Origin of the sequence: Pseudobutyrivibrio xylanivorans DSM 14809 (genome assembly GCF_900141825.1) — a bacterium.
GTDB classification, from domain to species: Bacteria; Bacillota; Clostridia; order Lachnospirales; family Lachnospiraceae; genus Pseudobutyrivibrio; species Pseudobutyrivibrio xylanivorans.
This window is the reverse complement of sequence record NZ_FQYQ01000013.1, coordinates 1-22503: the sequence shown is the minus strand read 5'-3', so window position 1 is coordinate 22503 and position 22503 is coordinate 1. Positions and strand designations below refer to the sequence as shown.

At 39.2% G+C, this 22503-nt stretch carries 21 protein-coding genes; 2 read left to right on the top strand and 19 right to left on the bottom strand.

All coding sequences use genetic code 11. The features are described from left to right. Nucleotide 1: 1 nt before the first annotated feature. The 12 genes from asp1 to BUA88_RS10035 all read right to left on the bottom strand — a co-directional run bounded on the left by asp1 (nt 2) and on the right by BUA88_RS10035 (nt 10239). A complete protein-coding gene (gene asp1, locus BUA88_RS10090) occupies nt 2-1627 on the bottom strand; it encodes an accessory Sec system protein Asp1 (RefSeq protein WP_072917182.1) in 1626 nt (541 codons plus the stop codon). 11 nt (nt 1628-1638) lie between these two features. Further along, nucleotides 1639-2844, bottom strand: a complete 1206-nt coding sequence (locus BUA88_RS10085) for a hypothetical protein (RefSeq protein WP_072917177.1) — start codon at nt 2842-2844, stop codon at nt 1639-1641. Nucleotides 2845-2868: 24 nt separating this feature from the next. Next, on the bottom strand, nt 2869-3453 hold the full coding sequence (locus BUA88_RS10080; protein ID WP_072917173.1) for a manganese efflux pump: 585 nt from the start codon (nt 3451-3453) through the stop codon (nt 2869-2871). A gap of 146 nt (nt 3454-3599) precedes the next feature. After that, nucleotides 3600-4172: a TetR/AcrR family transcriptional regulator C-terminal domain-containing protein gene (locus BUA88_RS10075; protein ID WP_072917383.1), complete on the bottom strand. Its 573-nt coding sequence runs from the start codon at nt 4170-4172 to the stop codon at nt 3600-3602. Nucleotides 4173-4182: 10 nt separating this feature from the next. Beyond that, nucleotides 4183-4416, bottom strand: a complete 234-nt coding sequence (locus BUA88_RS10070; RefSeq protein WP_028246561.1) for a hypothetical protein — start codon at nt 4414-4416, stop codon at nt 4183-4185. Further along, entirely contained in the window at nt 4416-4985 is a 570-nt protein-coding gene (locus BUA88_RS10065) for an HdeD family acid-resistance protein (protein WP_072917169.1), read from the bottom strand. Before BUA88_RS10065 ends, BUA88_RS10070 begins: the two co-directional genes overlap by 1 nt. A 67-nt stretch (nt 4986-5052) precedes the next feature. After that, on the bottom strand, nt 5053-5940 hold the full coding sequence (locus BUA88_RS10060; RefSeq protein ID WP_072917165.1) for a DegV family protein: 888 nt from the start codon (nt 5938-5940) through the stop codon (nt 5053-5055). A gap of 57 nt (nt 5941-5997) precedes the next feature. Then, nucleotides 5998-6498 carry a Gx transporter family protein gene (locus tag BUA88_RS10055; RefSeq protein ID WP_072917162.1) on the bottom strand — a complete coding sequence of 167 codons (501 nt, stop codon included), beginning with the start codon at nt 6496-6498 and terminating at the stop codon, nt 5998-6000. Between the two features lie 10 nt (nt 6499-6508). Beyond that, nucleotides 6509-6886, bottom strand: a complete 378-nt coding sequence (locus BUA88_RS10050; RefSeq protein ID WP_072917158.1) for a NusG domain II-containing protein — start codon at nt 6884-6886, stop codon at nt 6509-6511. 4 nt (nt 6887-6890) lie between these two features. Next, the gene (locus tag BUA88_RS10045; RefSeq protein WP_083572484.1) at nt 6891-7961 is read right to left on the bottom strand and encodes an FAD:protein FMN transferase; all 1071 of its coding nucleotides are present in this window, start codon (nt 7959-7961) and stop codon (nt 6891-6893) included. Nucleotides 7962-7972: 11 nt separating this feature from the next. Continuing rightward, the gene (locus BUA88_RS10040; RefSeq protein ID WP_072917154.1) at nt 7973-9088 is read right to left on the bottom strand and encodes an FMN-binding protein; all 1116 of its coding nucleotides are present in this window, start codon (nt 9086-9088) and stop codon (nt 7973-7975) included. Beyond that, nucleotides 9088-10239 carry a hypothetical protein gene (locus tag BUA88_RS10035; protein ID WP_072917151.1) on the bottom strand — a complete coding sequence of 384 codons (1152 nt, stop codon included), beginning with the start codon at nt 10237-10239 and terminating at the stop codon, nt 9088-9090. The genes BUA88_RS10040 and BUA88_RS10035 overlap by 1 nt, the downstream gene beginning before the upstream one ends. 227 nt (nt 10240-10466) lie before the next feature. Here BUA88_RS10035 and BUA88_RS16160 point away from each other — a divergent pair, with 227 nt between their 5' ends. Then, nucleotides 10467-12257, top strand: a complete 1791-nt coding sequence (locus tag BUA88_RS16160) for a hypothetical protein (RefSeq protein WP_072917148.1) — start codon at nt 10467-10469, stop codon at nt 12255-12257. 65 nt (nt 12258-12322) lie between these two features. On the opposite strand, the gene BUA88_RS10025 is transcribed toward BUA88_RS16160, so the two are convergent. The 4 genes from BUA88_RS10025 to BUA88_RS10010 form a co-directional block, all read right to left on the bottom strand. Beyond that, nucleotides 12323-13843: an alpha-N-arabinofuranosidase gene (locus BUA88_RS10025; RefSeq protein ID WP_072917145.1), complete on the bottom strand. Its 1521-nt coding sequence runs from the start codon at nt 13841-13843 to the stop codon at nt 12323-12325. Between the two features lie 50 nt (nt 13844-13893). Further along, nucleotides 13894-14763, bottom strand: a complete 870-nt coding sequence (locus BUA88_RS10020; RefSeq protein ID WP_242939608.1) for a carbohydrate ABC transporter permease — start codon at nt 14761-14763, stop codon at nt 13894-13896. Between the two features lies 1 nt (nt 14764). Then, entirely contained in the window at nt 14765-15661 is an 897-nt protein-coding gene (locus BUA88_RS10015) for a carbohydrate ABC transporter permease (RefSeq protein ID WP_028246552.1), read from the bottom strand. An 89-nt stretch (nt 15662-15750) separates the two neighbouring features. Further along, complete coding sequence (locus tag BUA88_RS10010; protein WP_072917142.1) at nt 15751-17181, bottom strand: ABC transporter substrate-binding protein; 1431 nt, start codon at nt 17179-17181, stop codon at nt 15751-15753. A gap of 393 nt (nt 17182-17574) precedes the next feature. Between BUA88_RS10010 and BUA88_RS10005 the strand changes: the two genes are divergently transcribed. Further along, nucleotides 17575-18495 carry an ArsR/SmtB family transcription factor gene (locus tag BUA88_RS10005; RefSeq protein WP_072917138.1) on the top strand — a complete coding sequence of 307 codons (921 nt, stop codon included), beginning with the start codon at nt 17575-17577 and terminating at the stop codon, nt 18493-18495. Between the two features lie 96 nt (nt 18496-18591). Here BUA88_RS10005 and BUA88_RS10000 read toward each other — a convergent pair whose 3' ends face one another. The 3 genes from BUA88_RS10000 to BUA88_RS09990 all read right to left on the bottom strand — a co-directional run bounded on the left by BUA88_RS10000 (nt 18592) and on the right by BUA88_RS09990 (nt 22074). Then, nucleotides 18592-19536: a glycoside hydrolase family 43 protein gene (locus BUA88_RS10000; RefSeq protein WP_072917135.1), complete on the bottom strand. Its 945-nt coding sequence runs from the start codon at nt 19534-19536 to the stop codon at nt 18592-18594. 21 nt (nt 19537-19557) lie between these two features. After that, nucleotides 19558-21096, bottom strand: a complete 1539-nt coding sequence (locus tag BUA88_RS09995) for a glycoside hydrolase family 43 protein (RefSeq protein ID WP_072917132.1) — start codon at nt 21094-21096, stop codon at nt 19558-19560. 729 nt (nt 21097-21825) lie between these two features. Further along, nucleotides 21826-22074 carry a DUF6171 family protein gene (locus tag BUA88_RS09990; RefSeq protein ID WP_072917129.1) on the bottom strand — a complete coding sequence of 83 codons (249 nt, stop codon included), beginning with the start codon at nt 22072-22074 and terminating at the stop codon, nt 21826-21828. Nucleotides 22075-22503 lie beyond the last annotated feature (429 nt).

Genomic DNA, 22503 nt, shown 5'->3' with positions numbered 1-22503 from the left:
ATTACTTTCTTTCCTGGCTTTCCATATAAGCCCTAACTTCCTTCCACTTTTCCAAAAGCTTTCTGGTTGTAAACTTTTGGGCTATGTCATAAGAATAAACCTTAGCCTGATTCCAGTTAGCAAGGGAACCTAAGAAGTAGTCCAACGCCGCCGGAATCTGCTCAAAATCCTTCACGACAAAGCCGTTGTACATATTCTGCATGTACTGGGTCTCTCGCCTGATAATCTGTGGTATAGCCGTGCTGATGCAGTTTATCTGCAAGTACAAATCAGGATTATGTCTCATATCCACCATGATTCGTTGCTCTCTGATACATTTACTTACAGAAAGCTCATCCACACATTGTTCCACAAAAAATCTTACAGGGATTTCTTCCTCTTCTTCGTCCTCCAAATCCACCTCATTTTCTGCTGTGTCATCCTCGATTTCTTCTGGGATGACAATCCTTCTGTCGAATCCCGCTTCCTCCACAATGTCTGCTACCTTGTTAAGAAGAACTTCCGGCCAGTTATAGGTAGCATTTCTCGTGAACAGATGAATCATAGCATTCTCATTCTGAGGAAGATAACTTGCCAGTTGAATAACAAGAGCCTTAAATCTGTCCTCAGGCAAATCATCAACAGGCACCAGCACCTTCTGTACTGTCAGCTCGCCGCTGATTCCAAAATCCATACGTGAATCATATGGTGAAATATCAATAAGATTCTCAATTTCTTCTCCCAGCTCCCTCACCAGATATCTACTGGTAGCCTCGGAATCAGTGATAATATATCCCGCCTTCTTCACTAGCTCCTTTGCCTCAGGATGATCTTTTATTCGATATCTATCACCGTAGAATGACAATATACATTTCTCTCGACCAATCAGCTCATTTGCCACCTGAATATTCTGGTTATGCATGGCGATGCAGAAAATATCGTCATCGTTATTCATCAAAATATGGGTGTAAAAGACCTCGCGAATAACCTCCCCAAGGTTCGGGTAATTCAGGGAACTAAACTTCACAGTCTCCACTTCATCACCATCAAAAACAAGGAATGTATTATTCTGAGGATTGATTTCCACACGTCCATCATCTGCGTACACCCTCATCTTGGCAACACCAGCCTCCGTCAAATAATCGGTATATAAAAGCTTACCCTGATCATAAGCCTCCATTGCCGAAACAAATCCTCTGTCGTCATAGATGTTTCGTTTGCTCACCAGACCATTCTGGTACATGGCCACTTCAATAGGATTTCCAGCTTCACCAAATTCAATCTGGGCATACTTCTCATTCTTCAAATAAGCCACCACAACAAATGGCGTATATACGAATTCAATTCCCTCCGGCCAATTCAGATTGTGGAATGAGAAAACCACTGCCTTCTTCTTTGTAACCTCCTGAATGGCATCAAAACAAGACCAGTAAGATGCATGTAAAACACCCTGGCGATGAAGGAAATGTCTGAAGTTTGGAGTGTGACTCAAAAGAAGAATCTTGAAATCGTGCATTCCACTTCTGTGGAACATCTGCACCTGTTTAACGGTATCATCAAACTCTGTGTGCATTCTTCTGGTGTGCCAGCTCTGCTCCAACTCTTTCCACTTATTCTGTTGGTACCATGCAGGAATAAAGTAAAGCATAGGTCCCCCAATTATATAAACGGTATATAGGCGTCGTACTCTTTCACCGCCCTAAACTCCCTGTACAAATTACAATTAATACTAGCCATTGCTATAAGGATTGATGGAAGGCTCATCACCGATGCAGGAATCATCTCCTCCATATGCATATATAGTGGCAGCGCAATAAACAAACTCAAAAACGTAGCTGAAAAAATAGCTATAACCAACAGTCTATTTCGTATATACACTCTGGTCTTTCTACCAGCCTTCAATCCTGTGATACTGTCTCCAGCCTTCTGCAATGACTCTGCCAAATTCTTTGGGCTGATGAAGATAAAAGAGAAAATTATCGTAATTACGTATAAAACAACTATGTACACTCCTATCCCAAAAGGGTGGTTGGTATCCATATTTTCCCCCAGCCACTGCAAATCACTATTATCCGGAAATGTGGAAGCCAGTCCTGTGATAATGTACGCAGGAAGCTGGAAAAATGCTGATGCGAACATAACAGGCATCATTCCAATAGGATTAAGCTTAATAGGAATATAATTCTTATCTGAGAAAATACTGTGAATTGAGATTCGCTGCATAGGAATTCTGTACTCAGTATTCTCAAAAATAATGGTGAATAACAGAGCTATTAAAGATATAACTCCAATCGCCTTCAGCTCTTTAAAGGTTGCCCCTTTAACAGTCTGAACAACGCTATCTAAAATGTTGACGTAAATCAAAATAGTCTGACCGCCTACGCCATACTTGCCGTTTCTGGTAGCCAGCCACAGAATAACAAATGCTCCCGTAACCATTTCCACACCAGAAATTATCTTAGCGAGAATCAGCTCCGTGCCACCGTCGTATATGTAAATTGTAGATTTTGTAGTGAGATAGGCCTGAACACTGGCCCAGATAACCATAAGAATAAGTGTGGCTCTGGTGATTTTCTTTGGTGATGTATGTGATTTGCTGTCTGCACTTTTGAAAGCCACGATCATCTGTATAAACAGCGTAGAAAACATAAAAGGAGATATTCCAAGAGCAAGCAAGCTTGTCTTGTACCTATCTCCTCCAATAGTCTGCATTATTAAATCCGCACTCTTATCCCTAAACGCTTCATAAGCTGCTAAATCCACACCATAAAGTGGCAGCTCCCTACCTACCAGATAAGCCGCCATAATGATAAATGTGAAAATCAGCTTTTGAAATAGTGTTTTAGGAAAATAATGTTTTTTCAAACTCCTGCCCCTAAAAATGCCCTACTAGATAACCTCAAGTATCCTATGCAATAACATTTCCAAGCTTACTCCCCATAACAATACTGCCCCGATAACGTAGGCAATAGTCTTGTTCTCAAAGCCAAAATGAAGGCCTGTATACAAGCCCATAATAACCATGAGAATCGATATAACAGTAATGATGACGATTACGTGCCATACTGTAATACCAACCAATCCGCAAACACAGCCTGCTGCAGCTGTATAAAAACTTGAAACTATGATAAATCGTACATAGTCCCAAACTCTAAGTGCATCTCTTAAATGTTCCTGAATAATCTCTCGCTTAATAGCCTTTACGATAAGCCTTACACCAAGGATAGCCAGGACAATGACCGCCACTGTCTCGCCGTAATAATAAGGATTAGATATAGCGCCTCTACCTGCTAACAGCCAGCAGGTTGTGTAGCCCACAAAAAAGAACGCCAGCTCTATAGCAGCAACAACACCGCAGGCAATAAGTAGCGTCTTCTTTTTAATCTGAGCTATCATAGCTCCCTGTATTTCCATTGTGGCAAATACATCTAAAAGTACACCTACTATAATTAGCAAGTCTTCAAATAAACTCATAAAATTATTATACTCCAATCAAATAAAATACGAACAATGTTCGCATATTTTACACATTTCTCTACATCTTATATTCAACCACTAATATAGACTTATATACAAGATACAAAGCTTTTAGTTTGTAGTTTTAACATAAAACCAAAAAATTATTTTTTAAGACTGGAAACAATTTCTATGAATGGACTGTGGAAAATCTTAACATAGACATCTGTAAGCTCCTCTACAGGGACCTTCATGCCTCGCATTATCCACTGGATTGTAACCCAGCTAATAGAGTGCGCCAAAAAATCAGCCACAAGCTCTTCCTTTAGCCATGGATAATTAGCAACCTTCGCAAGACTCTCCAAATCCAGATACTTCTGCACTGCCTTCGCAACGCATCTGTTAAAAATCTCATTAAAAGAATTCTGCCCTTCTAACATGGCAGCTCTCTTGTAAAAATCTTTTTCCTTTTCCATTGTTGTAAGGATAAACATAACCGCTTCCTTCAACATGCCGTTGGACAAAAATGGCTCTACAGGAGCAAAAAGCTCGTTTACAGTAATCCACTCAAGCAACTCATACTTATCCTGGAAATGATTATAAAAGGTAGGACGAATTACCCCTGCCTTATCTGTAATTTCTTTTATTGTAATCTTTTCGATTGGCTTGGTGGCTGCAAGCTCTTTCAAACTCTCAGCAAGCACAATATCAATAGCATTTTGTGATTGATTGTTCATTAACTGCTCCTTAAGAATCCTCATATTCTACTGTGACATAGAATCCTTTGGGTGTCTCTTTAATGTCGATAACCTTACCCTCTTTGGCCTTAATTCGCTCCAAAGTAGTGTAATTGCCCGACATGGCAAAAGACCTTCCCAACACATAATAATATGAGTTGGAAAGGGCATATTCAGTAATTGGAAGCACCTCGCCCTCTTCAAGAAGACCGGTGCGTTCCATTTTAAATTCCATCTGACCCATTATATAACATCTTCCTCGCTTAAAAGCTCTACATCAATAATCTTTTCTGCCTTGTTAACCTTGTGAACAGTGAAGACATCTGTAATACCATCATAGATGAGCATTAAACCGATAAGTCTTGTAGCAATCTCAACTAAATGGAAAGCATCTGCGATACAAACTGCTCCAAGAAGAATTGTTACAATTGCAATAATAAATGTAAGCCATGGACGTGGTGCCTTAGTCTTAATTGTTTCGATAGCAAGACCTAAATCCTGAAGTCCGTGAACTACCAAAAGCACTCCAATAGCAATTGGAATTATTGAAACAATAGATCCTGGTGCGATAAAAATCCACAGTCCGATAAGCGCAAGAACGCCACCTACTGCTATACCCATTGCATTGAAGCCCTTTTCAATTATCTGGCTGATAATAGCACAAATACCTGCAAGAATTACGATAACTGCGATTACTCTGCTAATTGTATTAAGGCTCTCTGTTGGATATGCCAAAAGGAGTATACCTACTATAATACTGATAATTCCTGAGATTGTGATGTTTAGACGTAAGCCTTTAATTTTTTCTTTCATTATTTCTCCCTCCAATATAATAAGTGCTGAGTTCATTATAATAAACTCAACACTTTTGTACTACTTATTAATGCTCCTTTAATGAGCCCCAGAAGCCAATAGCTACTGTACCAGGGCCTGTGTGAGAACCGATAGTAGGTCCTATATCGAAAATACGAATCTTCTCTTTCATGTGAGGGAAGGCAAACTCAAGCATATCTGCCATCTCTCTTGCATCATCATAGCAAACAGAATGAGTGATGAAAATATTCTCGCTGTAATCCTCACCATCATCAATTCTTTGCTTGATAGCTTCAAGAGCTGCTCTTTTTACCATCTTCTTACCACGGCACTTCTGACGTGGGCAAAGTTTTCCTTCGTCATTAATATTCAAAAGTGGGCAGATATTAAGAGCTGTTCCGAACCATCCTGAAAGCTTAGAAACACGTCCACCTCTGATGAAGAATGTAAGATCTGTTGTGAAGAACCATGTATTCTGATTCTGGATATGTCCGTTTGTCCAATTAACAAGTCTGTCGAAATCGTAGCCCTCATCTCTGAGTGATGCAAGCTTATCCATCATAAGGGCATAGCCAGCTGATGCTGTAAGACTATCAAATACAACAAGCTTTCTGTCTGGGAACTCTTCCTGAAGTGCCTCAGCTGCAATACGTGCAGAATTAATAGTTCCTGAGATACCGCCTGAAAGTGTAAGATGAATAATATCCTTACCCTGCTCTAAGAATTTTCTAAAGTAAGCTGTGTACTCTTCCGCATTAACCTGTGATGTACGAGTCATTGCTCCGTCAACCATAGCCTGATAAAAGTCCTTTGCTGACATAGACTTAAACAAATCGTCTGTGTAAGCCACTTCGTCCATATAATAATGGAAGCATACGTGTTCAATATTCTTTTCTTTTAAATATTCCTCAGTAACATCTACTGTGGAACAACAGCTAATAATATAATCGCTCATATTTATATCCCATCTTCTAAAGAATCTTTTTAACTCGTTAGAGTATACTCCAAAAGCTTATGCGAATGCAACCTTTACACGCCTGCAAATCATACCTGAAAGGATGCCTATTACTACACCTGATATGGTTCCTATGATAATCAAAAACGGTAGATAATAAACCAGCTGGCTGGTTTCCAAAACAAATATGGCAACAATGATTTGTCCCACATTGTGAAAAACTCCTCCAACAACACTGACTCCAGTTATTGAAAGCTTCTTGGTGCGCTTTGCCACATACATCATCACAAAAGACAAAACTGCTCCTGCTAAGCTGTAAAGCATCATTGCAAAATTTCCAAAGGTGAGCCCCACTAGGATTACACGAACCAGTGACAGCATCCCTGCATTTTTCCCGCCAATGGTATAAAGTGCAACAACGATAACGATGTTGGCAAGTCCCACCTTTGCACCAGGAATACCAATATTAAGCGGCAGCAACACCTCCACGTAGCTAAGAACAAATGCAAGGGCTATAAGAAGACCTAAATATGCAGTTTTTCTGGTATTCATTTTCATAAGAGCCCCCTTAATTTGCTACAGTATCAACATCATTGGATTTCCCGCCAACGATTTCCACAACAAGCTTGTTTGGCAGGCATACAATAGTCTCATTTGTATAGTGAATCTTGTGATGTTTTACGCAAATCTGATCTGGACATGATGCCTCCGCAATCTCAGCTTTACCATCGTATATACGAAGAACATTATAGCTTCCATCTGCAAAATCAAAGCGCTGCTCCAAGTCCTGATTAAGAGGAAATCTCCCCATCTCCTGCCCATCTACAGTGACGATTACCATAGCTGTTTCGTCAGTATTATTCTTCTGCCATACTCTGGTAATCCCTAGTATCGTAAATGCGATAATAAGCAGAGCCCCTATTAATATCAAATCGTTCTTTTTCATAATACTATCTCGTCTCTACTGTCAAATTAGCGTTGGCATATTCTGATGCAAGTGCGAAATTCTCTGCTATCCCCTCAGTGATATGCACATCTCCATTTGACATAACAATAATCATGTCAAAGTCATCATTATTCTTCCAATATTCTACTGCTTCATCCAAGCCTTTAACAAAAAGCGCTGTAGATAATCCGTCACATCTCAGACCGTCCTTACCCACTATTGTAACACTTGCGAGGCCTTTGTCTGCAGGCTTTCCTGTGGTTGGATCTAAAATATGCCAGTATACCTTTCCGTCCTCTTCAAAATAGCGCTCATATCCGCCTGAAGTAACAATGGCTAAATCCTCCGCCTGAAGTACCCCAATGATTCCATCCTTACTGTCAGGGAAAGGACTTTTAATTGCAATCTTCCATGGTTCGCCAGTAAGTTTTCCACCAAGGCACTGAACATTTCCACCGAGATTTATAAGGGCTGATTCCACACCATTCTCTTTAAAGAAATCGTGAAGCATCTGGCTGGTGTAACCCTTTGTAATACTGCCTAAATCTATCTCCATATCATCAGGTAAGACTATATCAATATAATCATTTCCCAAATTAGAAATTTCTACTTTATTATAATCAACAGCCTCTAATAGCTGATTAATCTCATCATCATTTGGAACCTTGTATTCACCGGTTGTAAATCCCCACTCCTTTAATACAGGATAGATAGTCAAATCCAAAGCGCCATCTGTGGCTGCACAAATATCCATACCACCAGCAAAAATCTTAGCGCCATCTCCTGTGAGCCTGCCAATTTTATCTCTGTTGATGCAGCTGACCTCACTATCCTTTTCTGTAACAGAAAGCTGCTTTTCAAGAGCAACCACCTTCTGTTCTGCCTCAGATAAAAGCTCCTCATCTCCAGTTATCTGAATATCCATAACTGTATCCATTGCAAAAAAAGTGGTTGATTTGGTATCTGTCAGCTTATCTTCTATCTGCTTTTCAGTACCACAACCACATAAAAGCAGGGCGCAAAGTAAACCTGCGCCCATTTTCTTATAGTTTATTTTAAAAGAATCACAATTCAAAACCATTATTCTCACTGACCAGCCTGTTTCAGAGCATCTTTAACTGCGGCTAAAAAGCCCTCTGAAGAGTATGTGGCACCCGCAATTGTATCCACATCTGCACTCTGAGCTTGAAGTACCTGGTCAATCATCTCCTTGCCATCTTTTTCTACATCAAAGTATTCTGCATCATCACTAAACTTCGTAAAGACGATATCAGAAATTTCTCCACCTGTAATGGTAACTTCAACTGCTATTGTACCATTATTACCCATTCCTTCGCCAGTAAATGTACCATCTTTAAGAGTATTTGTGGCAGATAAATCTGTGGTCTGCTCAATCTTCTCTGATGCAAGTTTTTCATCTGGCTTTTCTTCTGGCTTTTCAATATTGGCATTTATAACAGCAACAGTTGAAGTTGCTACTAGGAGTGAAAGGCTAACCAAAACCATCTGTTTCCTTGGAAGCTTTTCTGCGGTGGCACCAGTTGCTTTTGCCAATCTACATACCAGATAGCTTAGATAGATGAATACATATACAAAAACTGTAATATCATATCCCTTGCTGCCCTTAAGAGCAGGTGGAACCATAAGCATCATTACATGGACAAATAAAAGTGCATAGAAAATATATGCCATTCTTTGCAACTTCTTCCATGTAACAGCCTTCATCTTTCTTCTGACAGATACAAATGATGTTATGAAAAGTGGAATCATTATCAGGGTCATTATTGTAGAAAGAACGATAAAAATAATCAGGCTAGTACTTAATTCCGAAAAACCATTCAAAGCCTTCTTATAATAGGACAGGCCATAAGCAACACTGTGTCCCAATCCATTAATAGAAGCAATAATCGAAAGCGGTCCTCTCAGTGGAATAAATGTCTTTGCACCAAGGCTTCGGTTTGGAAATGCGCCGGCATACATTACTATTGCGAAAAATGCGCCAGTCAGTCCACCTCCTGCAACTATTGGAATAATCCAATTTTCTATCAATGCAGGCATGGCCATATCTGACCATGCTGCAAAGATAGATAGAAAGGAAATTGCGAATGTTCCTATGTAAAAAGGAACTGGATTCTTTTTTAAGCTGTCACCACATACAAGGATGAAAATCAGTGCAAGGCACAAAGAGATTAAAAATACCATTACTCTGTTACCACTGCTATATTTGCATAGTTATCACTAGAAATAACAATTGTATAGCTTCCCTCTCCAGCAGCCTTTGCCTCCTTAAGAGCAGCAGAATCCATCTGAACTGAGTCAGCAGCTGCCACAGAACATACCTCAGTTCTGATAGCCTCTCTGCCTTCGCCTACTACATAAGTAGCAGTTACTGTAGGATTCTCAAGATCTTCAGGGACATCTGATAAAGTAATTGTCTCAGCCTTTTCGTCTACTACAGCTGTTGCCCTTGCATCCTTATATACAGGCTTTACATAAACTCCATCAAGCTCATATACATATGTGTCATTCTGATTGATGAATGTAACCTTTGTTACTGTCTCCTTTTCAAGCTTGCTAAGCTCGTCAAGGTTATCAAAAGTCATTCTCTGATTGTGTGTGTTATCAGAAGCTACGTTAAATGAAATCTCATATGGCTGAACCCATACGCTCTGAAGGTACTCCATACCTACCTTAAGACCAGACTCTGTCTCGAGGATGATACCTTGAATATTTCCATCAATCTTAAAGTCTCCATCCTCTCTTGTGTTCTTAATATAAGAAGTAGATGTCTCTAAAATATCAATCTCATAATCGCCCCAAACTGTTCCTGTAAGAAGCTGTGCATCTGCATCTGTTACTGTGTCAGCTACTGCAAAATTTGTCTCTGAATATGTAGCCTTGCCATCTTCTACTGTAACAACCTTGTACTGCTCTGGCTCAGCATCAGCCTCTACAAAGCTGTCATTGATAGACTTGTAAGCTTCTACCTGATCTGCAGGAACTGCCACATTTACATTCTTAACACCTGTGATGTGGTATCCATCTGCATTAGTTGTCTCATCTACAAAATCTGTAACCATATTTGGGAAAATCTCTGACTTTCCAGTTGTTGCAGATGCTACTGCATCATAAGAATCTACACTCGAAACATCCCCTGAATAAAACTCAGCATATGAAAGTGTTGCTGTACCAAATACATACTCTGTATTTGGATCAAGTAAACTTGCAGCCTGAGTCACCTCTTCCTCAGCTACCTCCACACTTTCTGTATCAACAGCTGCCTCATTAGCTCCGCAACCAATAAGTCCTAATGCCATAACTGACATAAGGGATAAATACATCTTCTTTCTCATAATATTATTCCTCCTAATTATATTTAGATTTATATAACCATCGTTAGATTCCACTAACTTTTCGGATATTATCATTTCATAATTTCAGAGTCAATACGTAATAACGATAATTTTTATCCAAATAATAGTGTAAATAACAGTTGTTAGGTATTTCTAACTTGTGTTATATTTGACTACGGTAGGGTTAGTGAATACTAACGGACAAAATATAATTTAGGAGGATTAATATGAAAAGAAAAGTTTTAGCCCAGTTCCTTGCATTTGGACTTGCGCTGACATCACTTCCAGTTTCAGTATCTGCTGCTGAAATTACTGAGGATGTTGTAGTAGAGGCAGAACCACCTGTCGCTGATGAGGATACTCAGGATGTTGAAGAACTTGCGCTAGCAGAAGCAGATGAAGATGTAGAAGCAGATGTTGAAGCATATGTAGAAGCTGATGAAAATGTAAATGAATCTGAAGATGTTGATGATGCATCTGAAGACCTTCAGGAGGTTACAGCTTCTAAAATTACAATCAATGACGAGACCTACTATTTCTTAGCCAACAGTGATGACCTCACACCTGATTCAGCAATTGTTTTAGAGAACACAGATGAAGAAAAAACGCAAACTGGTTTCTCTTCTTTCACAGAAATTGATGACTCTGATGTTTACTATTACACCACAGCAAATCTTTCCGGAAAGCTTTACGGAACCTACGAAGCATCCTATACAGACCTTTATCGCGGACAAACATCTGCCCCTGAATATGATGCAGTATCATCTGCTACAAAGGGCAAGAGTAACCTATTTACAAGCACAAATGTTTCAGAAGTTACTGACGATGGCTACCAGATTTACGGACTTAAAAATGCAAACGTAGCTGTTTCAAAAGAAGACTATGTAAAAGCAGCAATTCTTGATTCAGCAGACAAGCTTGATAATGATTCTTATGCAAATCTTTTAAAGATTACATTAAATGAAAATAACGATATTCCATCATATTATCTTCCTTATGATGGAAGTGAATTCAAAAATGCGGTAATCAGAAAGAGCGTTTCAATCAACGATGCTGAAGGTGAGTTAAAGTATTACACAAGATATGGAACTTACCAGCTCGAGGTTATGGAGCCAACTACAAGCTACCTTAGAAGAACAAGAGACAACGATATTTACGCTATTAATAACTCAGTTCATGGTGCAATCCTTCGCGGTACTGATGCAAATGGAAATCCTATTTCTATGGGCGTAAGACATCTTAAGGAGTTATGGGTTTCTACATATGAAATCGCATTCTCACCTGATACCAATTCAGCAGTATCCTTTGAAGGTGGATCCATCACTTCAGTAGATTACCTTACAGCTTCTGATGTTTACAGCTTTAAGTTTGAAACTCCAGTCAAGGTAAAAGCTACATATGATAGCTCAGCTCTTAGCACATTCTTTAATGAGAATAATAACAAGGAGCTTATCATTTCAGGTATCGACACAGTGCTTCAGAATACTACCCTTTCTCTTTCATACAAAGAGGGTCGTCAGTCAGTAACAGTTGTTGACAAGGCTCCTGTAACAGTAGTAAACGGCGTTATAAAATACACTGTTGAAGATGAACTCATTCCTGAGAAATCTTACACAGTTACTCTCGTAAATGATGAGTATGCAGATATCACATCAACTGTTAATCCTGAAACTCTAGGCACCGATCCAAGTGCCCCAACAGAACCAGAAGAGCCAACTGAGCCAGACGAGCCAGACACTCCTGAAGAGCCAGTAATTGATAATCCAGATACTCCAGAGGAGCCAGCTATCGATACACCAACAGAACCAGCAAAGCCATCTACCGATGTTCTTAGTGACGAACAAAAAGAAACTGTAAAATGCATCGATAAGAAAATTAATGAGTTTGTAAATTGTGTGGTTGTTCCTATTGTAAAGAAATACTGTCCACAGGTTCAGAACGTTCTTCCAGTTATAAAACAACACTTACAGGTGATTCAGACAAAAATTTTCAATTTCTTCTTCGGCGGTTGGAGATAAAAAAATGTGGCAGAGCATTTTGCTCTGCCACTATTATTTTAAGAATGAAAAAAAGTTAGTTCAATTTACTTCTTGATTCTGATGCTAACAACTGAACAAGCTGGAAGCTTAACTGTGATACCATTAGGAGTTCTATTGAAATCCTTGAACTCTTCTTCCTTAACAACCTCAGGATTCTCAAATGTGTTGTAAGCGTTCATCTTTCCAGATACAAATACTGCCTCACATACCTTGTATGAAGCACCATCCTTTGTAAGCTGAATCTCCACATCCTCTGCTGACTCAAGAGAATTGTTTGTAAGAGTAATTGTGATAACACCATCAGCATCTTCTGATACTGATTCGAATACCTTAGGAAGTTCATTCTTCTCTGATCCAACTGTGCCGTTTCCAACAAGGCTTGAATCAAGAAGTGTAGCTCCCTGGTGATGACGATACATTTTGAAGACGTAATATGTAGGGGTTTTAATCATCTTTTCGCCATCTGTAAGCATTACTGACTGAAGTACGTTAATCATCTGAGCAATACATGCCATCTTTACTCTGTCAGAATGCTTATTGAAGATATTAAGGTTCATACCAGCTACTAAGGCATCACGCATTGTATTCTGCTGATATAAGAAGCCTGGATTAGTACCTGGCTCAACATCTGTCCAGATACCCCACTCATCAATCATCATGCCAATCTTCTTATCTGGGTCGTAAGTGTCCATAATTGCACCATGCTTATTGATAAGCTCTTCCATAAAGTAAGATCTCTTAAGAGTCTGGTAGAATACCTCCTCTGTGAAATCTGTTGCACTTCCCTTGAAGTTCCAGTCATCCTCTGTCTCTGGGAGGGTATAATAATGAAGAGAAAGACCATCCATAAATCCATGGAAGTGCTCTGGTGTATGATCAAAGCAGGTATCAAGAACCTCCTTTGTCCAGTGATAATCATCTACATTGGCACCGCAGCAAATCTTTGCGATTGGCTTGTTGCCATTGTAATTTCTAACATATGTCTGATAACGTCTGTATTCATCAGCATAAAACTGTGGGCGCATATTTCCGCCGCATCCCCAGTTCTCGTTACCAACGCCAAGGTAATCAACTACCCATGGCTCTTCATGACCATTTTCCTTACGAAGATCTGCCATTGGAGATACTCCGTTAAATGTCATATACTCAACCCACTCACTCATCTCACGAACTGTGCCTGAACCAACATTCGCATTTACGTATGTCTTACATCCAAGCTGACGACAAAGCTCGAAGAACTCGTGTGTACCGAAGCTGTTATCTTCTACTACACCACCCCAGTGAGTGTTAATCATCTTCTTACGCTTTTCCTTTGGACCAATACCATCCATCCAGTGATACTCATCTGCGAAGCATCCACCTGGCCAACGAAGTACAGGCACCTTCATTTCCCTAAGAGCCTCTACAACATCCTTACGCATTCCATTTACATTTGGAATGTCTGAGTTCTCTCCTACATAAAGTCCCTCGTAGATACATCTGCCCAGATGCTCTGAGAAATGACCGTAGATTTCTGGAGCGATTGTGGATTTTTTATTTTCGTTATTGATTACTAATTTTGCCATTATATTATGTCTCCTTCAATTAGGGTTAATAAACAATCTCCGATTGTTTATTAACCTTTTACCGCACCGGCAGTCATTCCGTCAATAATGTATCTGTTAAAGATTAAGAAAATTACCAAAATAGGTAAAATTCCGAACATCGAACCGGCAATAAGAACATCATAGTTATTTCCGTATGGTGTAAGAAGTGTGTTCAGTCCAATTGGAAGTGTAAACTTCTCTGCGCCTTTAAGTACAAGCAGTGGCCAAAGGATGGCATTCCAGCTGCCCATTGCACATAAAATACCCATGGATGCAAAAGCTGGTTTGGCAAGTGGAAGGATTATTCTTACCGAAATGCCATATTCACTGCAGCCATCAATGCGCGCTGCATCCAATAAATCCTTTGGCAAACCCGACAGGTACTGCTTGAAGAAGAAAATTGTTGAAGCGCTGCACACGCCTATTATGATTACACCTGTGTAGGTGTCAATCAACTTAAGTGCAATGATTTCCTTATATAATGGAAGCATAAGGATCTCAAATGGTACCATCATTGTTGCGAGTACAATTGTAAATAAAAGGTTCTTAAATTTGAAATCGTACATTGTAAGTCCATATGCAACAAAGTAGCAAATAATAAGTGTAAGAGCCACTGATAGTACTGTGATAATGAGTGAGTTTTTGTACCACATAAAGTACTTCTGGCTGTCTGCATTACCACTAAATAAATAAGTATAATTATTTAAATTCATTGTAGAGAAATCTAAATCTATAGATAAACCTCTACGAATGAGCTGTGTGCCTGGTCGAAATGATGCCAATAATCCTGCAAATACCGGAAATACGATAATCAAGCTAAGAATCAGAAAGAAGCCTGTTCCTAGAATTGTTCCTATTCTTCTTTGAGGAGTGGCTGCCATAGTTTTCTGCTTTGCCATACTACTGCTCCTCCTTCTTAAATGTTCCATTAAAAATTAACTGTGCGAAGTTGATGATGAGAGCTACAACTAGAAGCACTACACCAACAGCGCAGGCATAACCCATATCATTCTTTTCAATACCACGTTTATACAGGTATCCTACGATAGTAAGACCGATATTGTTTGGTGATGAATTTCCTGCCCATAACATGTATGACTCGAGGAACATTGCAAGACCTGCATATACAGATATTGTAAGTACGTATACTGTTGTTGGCTTTAAAAGAGGCAGTGTTACAAATCTAAACTTCTGCCAGCTTGACGCTCCATCTATATCTGCAGCCTCATAAAGAGCTGTATCAATAGATTTAAGTCCTGAAAGGAAGTAAAGCATATTTACTCCTGTCCATCTCCAGCAGGCTACGATTAAAAGAGCAAGCATTCCTGACCAGCCCATCTTTAACCATTTATATGTTCCAAGGCCAAGAGCCGCTGTTACCATATTCATCTGACCTGTTGTGTACTCTGTAAACATGAGACGGAATAATGTACCAGAAATAACTACTGATGTTAAAGCTGGCATGTAAAGAACTGCTTTCCATACACCCTTTGCCTTTACTAAATTGCTATCCATCAAAACAGCAAAAAGCATTGGGAATGGAATAAGAAGTACTAATGTGAAGAACATGTATTTTACACTGTTAAAGACTGCAATATGAAATACATTATCCTTTAAAAGCTTTGCGTAATTTGCAAAACCAACCCAATCAGATTTTATCGCTCCTATATCCTGAAAGCTCATAGTAAAAGCTGTGATAAGAGGATAAACCCAAAAGAAAAAGAAACTGAGGACAAAAGGCACAACAAAAACATATGGTGCAACCTTTTGAGAATAGAATAATTTCTTAAACTTCATAAAGCCTTTTGCTCCTTCTACCTTTTTAAAAGAGGATGCCTGCCCTCTGGCAGGCATCCTTGCTGTATTTATATCCATATAAATATCTCCTACTGTTCCATATCGACAGCATTCTGAGCTTCCTCAAGTGCATCATCAACAGAGTAATCTGGATCTTCAAGAACCTGATTAAGTGTTGTTGTGCAGAAGTACTCATTGATTGTTGGGCTGATAGATACAACAGAAATCTTTCCGATGTTTTCCATTCCAATATCGCTAAGTACATCATATGGATAATTTATAAAGAACTGATTGTACTGGTTGTTATCATCATGTGCGAATGCATCATCATTCCATAAAGCTGAATTACATACATCAAATCCAAGTGTATCCCAAATGTGCTGCTCGCCTTCTTCAGACATCTTTGCCCAGCAAGTAAACTCAGCTGCAAGATCCTTATTTTCAGACTGCTGTGTTACTACTGTACCTGTACCACCAATACCTACAGAGCACTTCTGTCCAGCCTTGAATACAGGACACTTAGCAATGTACCAGTTGCCCTTCTCATCAGGCATATAGTTTGTGAAACGTGACATGTACCACATTGCCTTAGGGAATGAAACGATGTTGTGATCCATAATATTCTGGAAACCAGCCTCAAGGTCAACGTGTCCATCTGGAGAAACCTCTGCAAGACCACTCTTTAACCAATCCTGCTGCATTGTAAGCATTGTCTTTACTGAATCAATATTTACGTTTGCTGGATTATCAAATCCACCTGTCCAGTCATCTCCGTTTTCAGCCATTGCAATCCAGAGCCAATCAACACCGCCTGTATCAACTGATGTCCAATACTTACCCTCTTCATTTACTGTACCAAGATACTCTTCACCAAGCTTTGCGTAATCATCCCAGGTCTTTACTGCATCAATCTTTGCAATAACTTCGTCCTGGCTAAGTCCCATAGCTTCGCTCATAGCAGCTACGTTGTAATACATTACTGTAGCACCTACATGGTAAGGAGCACCGTAATAATTTCCATCCTCGCCCTGGTATGTCTCCATACGAGATGTAACCATTGTATCAAGATAATCCTTTGCGTAGTCATTAAGTGGAACTAACCACTGATCAAGACCTTCAACTACGTTAGGGAACTGACCTACTTCTACGTCACAGATGTCTGGAGCACCTGTTCCTGCTTCAAGAGCTGTAAGAAGCTTTGTGTGCATATCGCCATATGGATATGTTGTACATGTAATTTCGATTGTGTTATCTGGATGCTGCTTGTTCCACTCCTCAGCCATTACACCGTAATGCTGTCCGTGAAGCTCAACGAAAGTCCACATCTCAAGATGAGTACCATTTGGATCACCAAATGTATTTGTTACTACCTCAGCTTCTGCTGACTCAGCTTCTACTTCTTCTGTTTCATCTACAGCGTCAGGATCTACCCCGCCTTCTGATGCTGCTCCCCCACAACCAACAAGTAAGCTGGCTGCCATTGATGTGCAAAGCAATGCACTTACCAATTTCTTCTTCATTCTTCTCCTCCTTGTTTTTAAAAGAAATGTTTTTGCGTCTGGCTATGCAATTTATATATCCAAGGGCTGAGGCTTGTTAGCCCGTGAATTGAACTGCACAACTCATTAACGATTATGGTATTATAATAAAGCCATGATATTCATACGTCAATATTTATTTTAGATAAAACTAAACTATTTTGGATGTTCTTTTATTATCCACAAATTCGTCACAATATTTTTAGTCATTATTACCAATTGAATATACATTGCATCACTTTAAATAGCTAAATTTTTCATATCTTTAATTTATTATAAAATATTTAATTCCTTATTCTATTTGTATTGACACTTAAATTACGTATATTTTATAATTATATGAACTAATTTTCATTATTTAAAAGGAGCAGTACGATGATTCATATCACTTCCCTGGATGAAGGACTAGAATTGTTTAAAGCCTTAGGCTCAGACGTGCGAATCCAGATACTTAATATCTTATTAGAAAATGACCGTATGAGTATGAACCAGCTGGCCACACAGCTCAATCTCAGCAATGGTGCTCTCACTGGCCACATAAAAAAATTAGAGGAATGCGGTCTTATTTCTACCTCAAATGAATCTGCCAGTCACGGCAATTCAAAGCTTTGTTCAGTTATTCAGGATAAAATTGTTATAGAAGTAGAAAAGCCTGCGGATCTTACAAATGTATTTACCACAGACATAAAAGTTGGACAGTTTTCAAAATATGATATCTGCCCTACCTGCGGTCTTGCTAACAGCACCTCTGTTATTGGTGAAATCGATGATGCACGATACTTTAGTCATCCAGACAGATTCAATGCAGATATTATGTGGTTTACAAAGGGATTTGTGGAGTACTCTTTCCCTAATCTTGTACCTAGCAACAATCGCATCACTCAGATTTCCATCTCTTTTGAGATTTCTTCTGAGGCACCAGGGGTTGATAACAACTGGCCTTCCGATATCAGCTTCTATCTTAACGGAACCAAGCTTGGTATGTGGACCAGCCCTGGAGATTTTGGTGGAGATATCTTAGGAATGTTTACGCCAGACTGGTGGCCACAGAACTGGAATCAGTACGGATTGCTTAAGCTGCTTGTTATAAACAAGCACGGCACATTTATTGATGGTCTTCAGATTTCAGATCTCACTATCGCTGATTTAAACATCAAACAGGGCCAGCCTTTAGATTTTAGAATTGCTGTAGATGATGATGCAGACCACATCGGAGGTGTAACACTCTTCGGAAAGACTTTCGGAAATTACAGTCAGGACATCAGAGTATCATTAAATTATATGCCAATAGAATAATTAAAAATAGCCAGCCTGTTACGCTGACAAGCCATAGTATTTCTCCGCTTGAGAAATCTATGAGCTTGTCAACTACAGACTGGCTTCTTTATTGTCCTAAAACTTAAATACAGGTTTCCCATCTATAAACTGGAACTTCATTAGCATCGCATGCCTGTTAGGATTATACAGTGGGTCTCCCACTATCTCTGTTTCAGTTCTGGCATGATAAACAAGAATATCATTGCCTTCCTCATCCACAGTAAATGAATTATGGCCTGGACCATATACCACATGTTCAGGTGATGATGCCAATACAGGATATCTCTCCTTCTTCCACGAAAGTGGATCAAGCAAATCACTGTCTGCATCAGCAGTCAGCATTCCCATGCAATAATTTACACCTGTATCGCTGGCTGAATATGTCATAAACACTTTGCCATCTCTAATAATTACAGATGGTCCTTCATTTACCCAGTATCCATGACGCTCCCAGTCATAATCAGGAGTAGTGAGAAGCACCTGGTCAGTCTCCAAAGTATATCCATTTTTCATACGGGCGATATAAAGATTTGAAATCTGTTTTCCAACACCAACTTTCTCAGCCCAAATATAATACCAGACACCCTTATTCTCAAATACAGTAGCATCCAAAGAAAAGGCTTCAAAAGAGAATTCATCTGTCTCAGCTCTGGTAATCTTTCCCTTTTCAACCCAAGGATCTTTCATAGGATCTGGTCCCTGGCATTCCAATACGTATGGACGAATTTTCCATATATCCTCCATTTCACCTCCTGCGAAATAGATATACCATTTTCCAAAAAGGAAGTGGATTTCTGGAGCCCAAATATGCTTGGACATCGGACCTAACTCATGTCTATGCCAAACCTCAAGTTCTGACTCATCCTTAAGCCCTTCAAGAGTGTCGCTACAGCGCAAAACTATCCTGTCATACTCTGGCACTGAAGCAGTAAAATAATACTTTCCATCTGTGTGTCTGTATACATATGGATCTGCACGCTGCAATATCCACGGTTTATTGTATTCAAAATTCTTATCCATAATTACTTATAATCTCCCTTATTATTTATCATCATACATTACGCCCCAAACCGACTGATTGTTCCCAACAGCCGAGAATGTCATTACATCTGTGCCAGCTTCATCTTTCATCTGGCAAAAAACACCACTATAATCCTGTCCATCAATAGTAATAGTCATATAGTAAGTGCCATCCTTCATTTCCCATTTACCACTTACTTCCTTGCCATCACAGCTTCCATCCTTGTTAAGATAAACAATTATCGGATTTGCGATATCGCTGGAGATATCTGTTCCCTGATTAACTACAAAGTAACGGCCAACAACCTCTTTCTTGTCATATCCTGCCTTAGAAACAGTCTCCCCCTGAGTCTGATATGGAAGTTCGCATGGCCATCCCTCTTCATTCATCAGCATTTGATGCACTCTTGGAGAATGCCCCTCACCGCCGTCATTAAAGCGGGTGTGATAAACGATATACTCTTTTCCATCCGAATCTACAAAGGCTGAGTTATGACCTGTTGCCATGTATGCCTTGTCTATACTTGGAAGCTTATAATTTCCTGAAAGCTTAAGTCCAAAGTTCTGATGAAGTGCACTCTTTTCAGGATAAGCGCCATTCATATCTACATAATCTCCATCAACAGTCTTTGAACGGAAAACGCGCATCTGGTATCCACCAGTTGAGGTTAGACCACCGTAAGATACAAACAAATAATAATAATCCGTATTTGCGTCATACATAATGTACGGTCCTTCGATGGAAATATGTCCACCACCTAGAAGCTTTTTACCAAAATAGGCGTCTACCCTATTTGCTTCATCAGCTTCCGGGTGAATCACATAGCCTGTTTTAGGATCGAGTTCCAACAGATAAATTCCACCAGACCACGAACCATAGGTCATCCACATCCTGCCATCCTTATCATAGAAAATTGTTGGATCGATGGCGTTTGGATAGTCCTCGTAATTATAAGCGCCACCCTTTATGTAGTGCTTCTTTGCATAGTCTTCATCCACATAATCAAGAACGTCTGTGGCATCTATATTTTTATTTGTAAAGCCTGAATAAATCAAAGCTCCCTGCCATTCAAACGGACCCTCTGGAGAATCACTTATTCCAAAGCAGAGGTTTGATGCATTAAATGTACTTGTGGTGCAATAATACATCACATATTTTCCCATGGACTCGTTGTAAATTACATCCGGTGCCCACACATGGGTCTTGCCATCATCAGTTTTAATAATACTGTCCTTGCTGCCTGCATAGGCAAAGGATTTTTCCTTTACATCATAAATCTGGCCGTAGACCGGATTAGTTTTGTTGTAGCCATCAGCTACCTTCTTCCAGCTAAGCAAATCATCACTTTTTGCTGCTGTCATATGAGAGCCATAAATATAATATGTTCCGTCTACTTCTAGGATTGATGGGTCATGGACAGAAACGCCCGAAGAAACGTCGCCAGTGGCAATGCCATCATAGCTGACCGTATAGTTTTTCACTTCTGAATCTGAGCCTGAGCACGCCACAAGACCACCTGCCATAGAAATAGCCAGAACACATGAAAGAAATCTTTTCATGGTTCATCCTCCATATTTGTCTTATCGCTAAGCATCAAGCCCCTATTAAATATGCTTAGTAGATGAGGATAATCCTCAACCGATGAATTCAATATATCAAATCAATTTTATGTTTTCAATAAATATTTTAATTTTCTCTAAAATATTTGTAGTATTGTCTGGGGAGCTATTAAATCCCAAAAATCTTAATTCTTGCTCCACGCATATAATTTTCTATTTTTTTGCATTTTTATATGCTTGAACAGGTTTAATTCCTATGTAACCTTCTTCTCTAAGCATATAATTTTTCAATTTTTTTCTTTTTTATATGCTTGAGCAGATTAAATCCCTATATAATCTCCTTCTCTAAGCATATAATTTTTCAATTTTTTTCTTTTTTATATGCTTGAGCAGATTAAATCCCTATATAATCTCCTTCTCTAAGCATATAATTTTTCAATTTTTTTCTTTTTTATATGCTTGAGCAGATTAAATCCCTATATAATCTCCTTCTCTAAGCATATAATTTTTCAATTTTTTTCTTTTTTATATGCTTGAGCAGATTAAATCCCTATATAATCTCCTTCTCTAAGCATATAATTTTTCAATTTTTTTCTTTTTTATATGCTTGAACAGATTAAATCCCTATATAATCTCCTTCTCCAAGCATATAATTTTTAGTTTTCTTCCATTTTTATATGCTTGTTCACCATATAGGTACTAAATAGATTTTCGCTTACCCGTTTTCTCTTACCACTTCTTGTTAGGACATCTAGATACTTTAGCTGCTGCCCTGAGCTCCACATAACATCCGCAGGACATACAGGTACCTTCATTTAGCTTCTCGCAGCTGGTACAGATTCCAAGACGTCTTTCATATTCTGCATCATCCACAGTGTCCTCCGCCTTTAAAGCCGACCTATATTTTTCTATCATCCCCATATCGGCATCAATCATATCCCTCAATAAGCAACGGGTACATACTCTTTTTTCAGTCATAGAACTTACCTCTCAATATCATTAGTCTTTCCCATAATACGATTACTCTTTCATCTTCGTCAATCTTTATTAACACAAGAACACCTCCCATATTAATCTTGTTTTATCTCTTGTTAACTCACTTTTTCTCACTTTTTCATAGTCACATAGATGAAGCTATCTAAGTCCATGCCATTCCCCACGGCCAAAACTACGGATATACAGGTATTTGGGGTGCACTTAATAAGACGTCGTCTTATTATCACTATGATTGGCCCTTCTTATCCCCAAGTCCTTACGGCAGCCTAACCTCCCATGTCATACGGGATCACCTGATTCCAGGGTCCTTAATTCCTTCGTTCTGCTTATCCATAAAGGGGCGTCATTATGCTCCCTCGCTGAGTCGATGCTCTGATGGAAAAAAATCCGACTACGGCTCTCTATGTTGTT